The sequence below is a fragment of the Streptomyces anandii JCM 4720 genome, assembly GCF_014650655.1.
Taxonomy (GTDB): Bacteria; Actinomycetota; Actinomycetes; order Streptomycetales; family Streptomycetaceae; genus Streptomyces; species Streptomyces anandii.
The window spans coordinates 21,142-28,144 of record NZ_BMVJ01000022.1; the positions used below are offsets into that span (position 1 = coordinate 21,142).

At 71.9% G+C, this 7,003-nt stretch carries 7 protein-coding genes; 1 reads left to right on the forward strand and 6 read right to left on the reverse strand.

The genetic code is table 11. The features are described 5' to 3' along the window. From IE249_RS38880 to IE249_RS29380, 6 genes are all read right to left on the reverse strand, one after another. The coding region (locus IE249_RS38880; protein ID WP_229859508.1) for an amidohydrolase family protein at positions 1-700 on the reverse strand (700 nt) is incomplete at its 3' end. A 51-nt stretch (positions 701-751) separates the two neighbouring features. Next, positions 752-1,594, reverse strand: a complete 843-nt coding sequence (locus IE249_RS29360; protein WP_189709585.1) for a nitrilase-related carbon-nitrogen hydrolase — start codon at positions 1,592-1,594, stop codon at positions 752-754. A 156-nt stretch (positions 1,595-1,750) separates the two neighbouring features. Continuing rightward, the gene (locus IE249_RS29365) at positions 1,751-3,376 is read right to left on the reverse strand and encodes a PucR family transcriptional regulator (protein ID WP_189709587.1); all 1,626 of its coding nucleotides are present in this window, start codon (positions 3,374-3,376) and stop codon (positions 1,751-1,753) included. Positions 3,377-3,472: 96 nt separating this feature from the next. Beyond that, positions 3,473-4,756 carry an aspartate aminotransferase family protein gene (locus IE249_RS29370; protein WP_189709589.1) on the reverse strand — a complete coding sequence of 428 codons (1,284 nt, stop codon included), beginning with the start codon at positions 4,754-4,756 and terminating at the stop codon, positions 3,473-3,475. Continuing rightward, complete coding sequence (locus IE249_RS29375) at positions 4,753-5,595, reverse strand: nitrilase-related carbon-nitrogen hydrolase (protein WP_189709591.1); 843 nt, start codon at positions 5,593-5,595, stop codon at positions 4,753-4,755. Before IE249_RS29375 ends, IE249_RS29370 begins: the two co-directional genes overlap by 4 nt. Positions 5,596-5,806: 211 nt before the next feature. Next, entirely contained in the window at positions 5,807-6,058 is a 252-nt protein-coding gene (locus IE249_RS29380) for a helix-turn-helix domain-containing protein (protein ID WP_189709593.1), read from the reverse strand. A 52-nt stretch (positions 6,059-6,110) separates the two neighbouring features. Here IE249_RS29380 and map point away from each other — a divergent pair, with 52 nt between their 5' ends. Then, a complete protein-coding gene (map, locus tag IE249_RS29385) occupies positions 6,111-6,878 on the forward strand; it encodes a type I methionyl aminopeptidase (RefSeq protein ID WP_189709730.1) in 768 nt (255 codons plus the stop codon). The last annotated feature ends 125 nt before the right edge of the window (positions 6,879-7,003 follow it).

The window sequence follows — 7,003 nt, forward strand, 5'->3', positions numbered from 1 at the left end:
GCGCGAGCCGGATGGCGCGGTGGGTGGCCTCGGCCTCCAGGAGCGCCTTGCGGACCTCGCCGTGGTAGCGGGGGTCGGTCTCGCCGCGGGCGAGGGCCTGTTCGACGAGCACGTCGATGGCGATGCCGTTCTCGGCGTGCATCATGATCAGTCCGCCGTTCTCGGCGGAGCGCTGCATGGCGCGCAGGATCTGGCCGTCGTCGGAGTAGAAGACGCCGGGGTAGGCCATGAACTGCTTGAAGGAGGTCACGCCCTCCTCCACCAGCAGGTCCATCTCCTTCAGCGTCTCGTCGCCGACGTCCGAGACGATCATGTGGAAGCCGTAGTCGATGGCGCAGTTGCCCTCGGCCTTGGCGTGCCAGGCGTCCAGGCCCTCGCGCAGGGTGTGGCCGACGCTCTGCACGGCGAAGTCGACGATCGTGGTGGTGCCGCCCCAGGCGGCGGCCCGGGTGCCGGTCTCGAAGGTGTCGGAGGCGAAGGTGCCGCCGAAGGGCAGTTCCATGTGGGTGTGGGCGTCGACGCCGCCGGGGATGACGTACTTCCCGGTGGCGTCGACGACCCGCTCGGCCGTCCAGGCCTCGGCGGCCGGGGTGCCGGAGGCGGCGAGGGCGGCGATGCGGCCGTCCTCGATCAGGACGTCGGCGTGGATCTCGTCGGAGGCGGTGATGACGAGGCCACCACGGATGACGGTACGGCTCATGCTCCCTCTCCTTCCGGTCGTGGACACGGTGGGTTCGGTACTGGCCGGCCGTCAGGGCGCGGTCAGCGGCCCGTAGGCGCCCGGGGCGCGGTCGCGGTAGAACTGCCAGCGGTCGCGGACCTCGCGCAGCTTGGCCAGGTCGAGGTCGCGCACGAGGAGTTCGGTCTCCTTGTCTCCCGCCACCTCGCCGACGAACTGCGCCTCGGGGTCGACGAAGTAGGAGGTGCCGTAGAAGTCGTTGTCGCCCAGTTCCTCGACGCCGACCCGGTTGATCGCGCCGACGAAGTACTCGTTGGCGACGGCCGCCGCCGGCTGTTCGAGCTGCCAGAGGTAGCCGGACAGACCGCGGGAGGTGGCCGACGGGTTGAAGACGATCTCGGCGCCGGCCAGGCCCAGGGCCCGCCAGCCCTCCGGGAAGTGGCGGTCGTAGCAGATGTAGACGCCGATCCGGCCGGCCCTGGTGTCGAAGACGGGCCAGCCGCTGTTGCCGGGCCGGAAGTAGAACTTCTCCCAGAAGCCTCGCACTTGGGGGATGTGGGTCTTGCGGTACTTGCCGAGGTAGGAGCCGTCCGCGTCGATCACGGCGGCGGTGTTGTAGAGGACGCCGGGCTGTTCCTCCTCGTACATCGGCAGCACGAGGACGATGCCCAGTTCGCGGGCGAGCGCCTGGAAGCGCCGGACGATGGGTCCCTCGGGGATCCGCTCGGCGTACTCGTAGAACGCCGGGTCCTGGACCTGGCAGAAGTAGGGTCCGTAGAACAGCTCCTGGAAGCACAGGACTTGGGCGCCCTGCGCGGCCGCGTCACGGGCCGCCTGCTCGTGGACCTGGATCATGGACTCCTTGTCGCCGGTCCAGGCGGTCTGGAAGAGGGCGGCACGGATCACTCTGCTCATCGGGTCCTCCGCTCTGTTCGGTGTGCGGCGAGCGTAGAAAGCCGGACGGCCCGCTTTGAGGTGCACCGTGTCACGTCTGCGGGGGTGCGGCGTGTCACCGTGTCACCTTCTCCACATCGCATGTTTCACCGCCGTTTTCCCAGGTGATCGCAGATTTCACTGGTGTTGCGCATCGTGCGCGAGGAGCGCGATGTGCACGGAGGCGGCCTGCTCGAAGTCGTCGAGGTCCACCCCCAGGCGGGTCTGTATGGCCTCCAGGCGGCGGTAGAGGGCGGGCCGGGAGACGTGGTGGAGCTGGGCGGTGCGGGACTTGTTGCGGCCGGTGGCGAGGTAGGTGCGCAGCACGTCGAGCAGGTCCTGGCCGGCCCCGCACAGCAGCCCGTCCAGCTCCCGCTCGGCGAAGGACTGCACATGCGGGTCGTCCCGCAGCAGCCGGATCAGTCCGCGCAGGTGCACGTCCTTCAGGCGTACGACGGCCGGGAGGTCGAGGGCCGCGGCGGAGTCCGCGACGGCCTCGGCGACGTGCCGTGCCTCGCGCAGCCCGGCGGGCACCTCGTCCCAGGCGGTACGGGCGTCGGCGGCTGCCACCACCGTGCCGTGCGCCCCGGACTCCGCGCGCAGCCGGGCGGCGAAGTGCGCGGTGAGGGCGTCGGCGTCCTGGTCGCGGGCGAGGCTGAGGAGTACGGCGGTGGCGCCCTCGGCGAGTTCGGCGGCCAGGCCGGTCAGGCCCAGCAGCCGCAGCAGCCGGTCGAGTTCGGCCGGATCGCCGCCGGGCACGACGAGCGGCACGAAGGTGCGCCGGTTGACGGGCAGCCCGGCCGCGCGTGCCCGGGGCAGCAGCTGCCGGGCCGCCACGACCCCGCTGACCAGGTCGGTGAGCAGGCCCTGCGCCGACTGCTCCTCCCAGGTGCAGCCCGCGTTGCCGCCGAGCATGCGGTGCAGGACGAGGGCCTCGGCGGCGCGGTCGGCGAGCAGCCGTCCGGTGGCGGTGTCGCCGCGGTGCCCGCACAGCACGATGCGGCCCCAGCGCTCGCCGCGCCCGCCGAGTTCGGCGCGGATCCAGCCGTCGCCCTCGCTGCCTCCCCCAGTGCCTGAACGGCCTGGGTGGTGCCCCCATGCCTGCCGGGCGATGCGCTCCCAGTCGCGCAGCACGTCGTCCACCGCGGACCGCTCTCCCGCCGTGGCCAGCACCCGGTGGGCGAGGTTGGTGACGACGACGGGGCAGGCGCTGTGCTGGGCGATCTCGTCGAGCAGCGCCTGGAGCGGGGCGCCGGCGGTGATGAGCGCGGTGAGCGCGGTGCGTACGGACTCCGAGAGGCTGACGGCGGCGAACTTGCGCCGCACCAGCCGGGACTGGACCTCCTCGGTCAGTTCCGCGAAGGGGAAGGGGCGGTGCAGGACGACCAGGGGAAGCCCGCACCGCTCGGCGGCCCGGCGCATCACCTCCGGCGGGGTGGGGAAGGCGCGGCCGAGGCCGAGCACCACGGCGGCGGCCTCGGCGCGGTGCAGGGAACGGATGTACTCGGCCTGCTTGTCCTCGTCGCCGGCGAGCAGCACGCCGGTGGTGAGGACCATCTCGCCGCCGGTGAGCATCACGCCGACGTCGGCGGCCTCGGCCACGTGCACCCAGCGCACGGGCCGGTCAAGGTGGCCGGCGCCCGCCACCACCTCGGGTTCCCCGGCCAGCACCCGCTCCAGAGCGAGTACCTGACGAACCGTCAGAGCCGGCTCGGTCGCGTCGGTCTCGAAGGAGGTCAGGGGGCGGCCCGCGGCGGCGGTCATGGCGTTCCCCTTTCTTCGTGGCCTGTTCGGTGATTTCTTCGTGGCCGGTTCGGCGCCTCTTCGTGGCCGGTTCGGCGCGGCTTGCCTCAGGGCGCGCTAGTACGCGCTGCGCAGGGCGCCTTCGAGGATGGCGGCGCCCTCCTCGGCCTCCGCGACGGTGAGGGACAGCGGTGGTGCGATGCGCAGGGCGCTGGTGCTGTGTCCGCCGCCCTTGCCGATGAGCAGGCCGCCCTCGCGGGCCGCCTCCAGCACGGCGGCGGCCGCGCGCGGGTCGGCCTCGTCGGTCCCGGGCCGGGCCAGTTCGACGCCGATCATCAGTCCGCGTCCGCGCACCTCCCGTACGCCGGGCAGCTGGGCGGCGACGGCCCGCAGCCGCTCGATGAGCAGGCCGCCGACCCGGCGGGCGTTGCCCTGGAGGTCGTGCTCGATCAGGTGGTTGAGGTTGGCGAGGCCGGCGGCCATGGTGATCTGGGTGCCGCCGAAGGTGGAGATGCTGTTGGCGTCCAGGCAGTTCATGATCTCGGCGCGGGCGACGACCCCGCCGATGGACATGCCGTTGCCGATGCCCTTGGCGAAGGTGACGATGTCGGGCGGGCCGTTCCTCCCGTGTGCCTGCCAGCCCCAGAAGTGCTCGCCGGTGCGGCCCCAGCCGGTCTGCACCTCGTCGGCGATCCACAGGATGCCGTGTTCGTTCAGTACGTCGCGGAAGGCCGCGTAGAGGCCGTCGGGCGGGGAGGTGAACCCGCCGACGCCCTGGATGGGTTCGGCGATCAGGGCCGCGGGCGGACGGGTGTGGCCGAGGAGGTCGCGCAGGTCCTCCACGCAGGCGGCGATGAACTCGGCGTCGCTCAGGTGGGCGAACGGGCCGCGGGTGCGCACGCCCCCGTGGACATAGAGGGTCTGCAGCGGGGACAGGGAGCTCGGGGACCAGGAGCGGTTGCCGGTGATGCCGATGGCGCTGAAGGAACGTCCGTGGTAGCTGTTGCGCATGGCCAGGATCGTGTTGCTGCGCCGGTGGGTGGTGGCGAGCAGCAGTGCGGTGTCGTTGGCCTCGGTGCCGGAGGTGGTGAAGAAGACCCGGGCGTCCGGGATGCCGCTCAACTGGGCGATGCGCTCGGCGAGTTCCACCATCGGCCGGTTGAGGTAGAGGGTGGAGGAGTGGATGATCCGCCCGGCCTGCTCGCTGACCGCCTTGGTGACCTCGGGCAGGGCGTGCGCGGTCATGGTGGTGAGGATGCCGCCGAAGAAGTCCAGGTAGCGCCGGCCCTCGCTGTCCCAGACGTGGCGGCCCTCGCCGTGGGTGATCTCCAGGGGGCTGTCGTAGTAGAGCGCGAGCCAGTCGGGCAGGACGGCCCGGTGCCGGTCGTAGAGGTCGTTCACGGCTGCACCAGCCCTTCGTAGGCGTCGGGGCGGCGGTCGCGGTAGAAGGCCCACTGCTGCCGCACCTCTTCGATGAGGTCGAAGTCGAGGTCGCGGACGAGGAGCTCCTCCTTGGCGTCGTCGGCGACGTCCCCGACGAACTGTCCGCGCGGGTCCACGAAGTAACTCGTCCCGTAGAAGTCGTTGTCGCCGTACTCCTCGCGGCCGACGCGGTTGATCGCGGCGACGAAGTACTCGTTGGCGACGGCCGCCGCGGGCTGCTCCAGCCGCCACAGGTAGGAGGACAGGCCGCGGTGGGTGGCGGAGGGGTTGTAGACGAGCTGGGCGCCGTTGAGGCCGAGCTGCCGCCAGCCCTCGGGGAAGTGGCGGTCGTAGCAGATGTAGACGCCCACCTTGCCCACAGCGGTGTCGAAGACGGGCCAGCCGAGGTTGCCGGGTTTGAAGTAGTACTTCTCCCAGAAGCCCTTGACCTGCGGGATGTGGTGCTTGCGGTACTTGCCGAGGTAGCTGCCGTCGGCGTCGATGACGGCGGCGGTGTTGTAGTAGAAGCCGGACTGCTCGACCTCGAAGACGGGGACGACGATCACCATGCCGGTCTCGCGGGCGAGTTCCCTCATCCGGCGCACCGTCGGCCCGTCCGGGACCGGCTCGGCCCAGCGGTAGTGCTCGGGTTCCTGGACCTGGCAGAAGTAGGGCGAGTTGAAGACTTCCTGGAACCCGATGATCTTCGCGCCCTGCCGGGCCGCCGCGCGGGCGTGCTCCTCGTGCTTGGCGATCATGGACGCGGTGTCGCCGGTCCAGGTGGCCTGGACCAGGGCCGCACGGACGACGTTGGCCATGAGCTGCTCCTTCGACGTACGTCAGAGCCTGTGTCACGTCCCCGGCCGGAAGGGCGTGACACGGGCTCCCGGCCTCTACGCCCGTAGAACGGGCCTAGAGGCACGAACGTAAGCCTCAGGGGCGGCCTTGCCAAGACCATCGTCGTGAACCCGCTGAGTCGATCCTGTTTCACACTCCGCTGGACGAGTGCCGGGCGGGTACGGCCCCGGCTCAGACCTCGGCCGGTGTGCAGCGCCCGGCCATCTCGTCCATCGACAGGCCGAGGGCGCCGGCGAGCGCGGCCACGGTGAAGAAGGCCGGGGTCGGGGCGCGGCCGGTCTCGATCTTGCGCAGGGTCTCGGCGGAGATGCCGGCGCTCGCCGCGATCTCCGTCATGCTGCGGTCGCCGCGCGCCTCGCGCAGCAGCCGCCCGAGCCGCTCGCCGCGTTCGCGCTCTTCAGGGGTGAGGGGGGTGCGCACCATGCCGTCATTCTACGGCGACGAGCGTGATTCAAATACCGGTATAGTAATTGGCATGGTGGAACTGAAGACGGACGCCTCGATCGACGCCATGTACCAGGCCGGCCAGGTCGTGGCCCGGACGCTGACCGCACTGCGCGAGGCGGCCGGCGTGGGCGTCTCCCTGCTGGAGCTGGACGCCCTGGCCCGTGACATCCTCCGAGAGGCGGGCGCGACCTCGCCCTTCCTCGGCTACCGGCCCGCCTTCGCCCCGATGCCCTTCCCGGGCGTGCTGTGCGCGTCGGTGAACGACGCGATCGTGCACGGCGTGCCCACCCGGTACCGGCTGCGCGACGGCGACCTGCTCTCCCTGGACTTCGGGGCGGAGCTCGGCGGCTGGGTGGGCGACTCCGCGCTCAGCCTGGTCGTCGGCCGGGCGCGCCCCGCGGACCTGCGGCTGATCGAGACCGCCGAGCGGGCGCTGGCCGCGGGCATCGAGGCGGCCGTCGTCGGCAACCGCATCGGCGACATCGCCCACGCCATCGGCTCGGTGTGCCGTGCGGCGGGCTACGGCATCATGGACGGCTTCGGCGGCCACGGCATCGGCCGGCGCATGCACGAGGACCCCGGGGTCCCGAACGAGGGCCGTCCCGGCCGCGGCCTCCCCCTGCGCCCCGGCATGGTCCTCGCCATCGAGCCCATGCTGATCGCCGGCGGCACGGACGGCTACCGCACGGCCCCCGACGGCTGGACCCTCCACACCACCGACGGCACCCGAGCAGCGCACGCGGAACACACAGTGGCCATCACGAAAACAGGCCCCCGCATCCTGACCCAACGGTAAGAGCATCCGCTTGGGGCGCGGGGAACCGCGCGACCAGCCCCAACGAACCGCAAGCCGCCCACGGCCCCCCCCCCCCCCCCCCCCCCCCCCCCCCCCCCCCCCCCCCCCCCCCCCCCCCCCCCCCC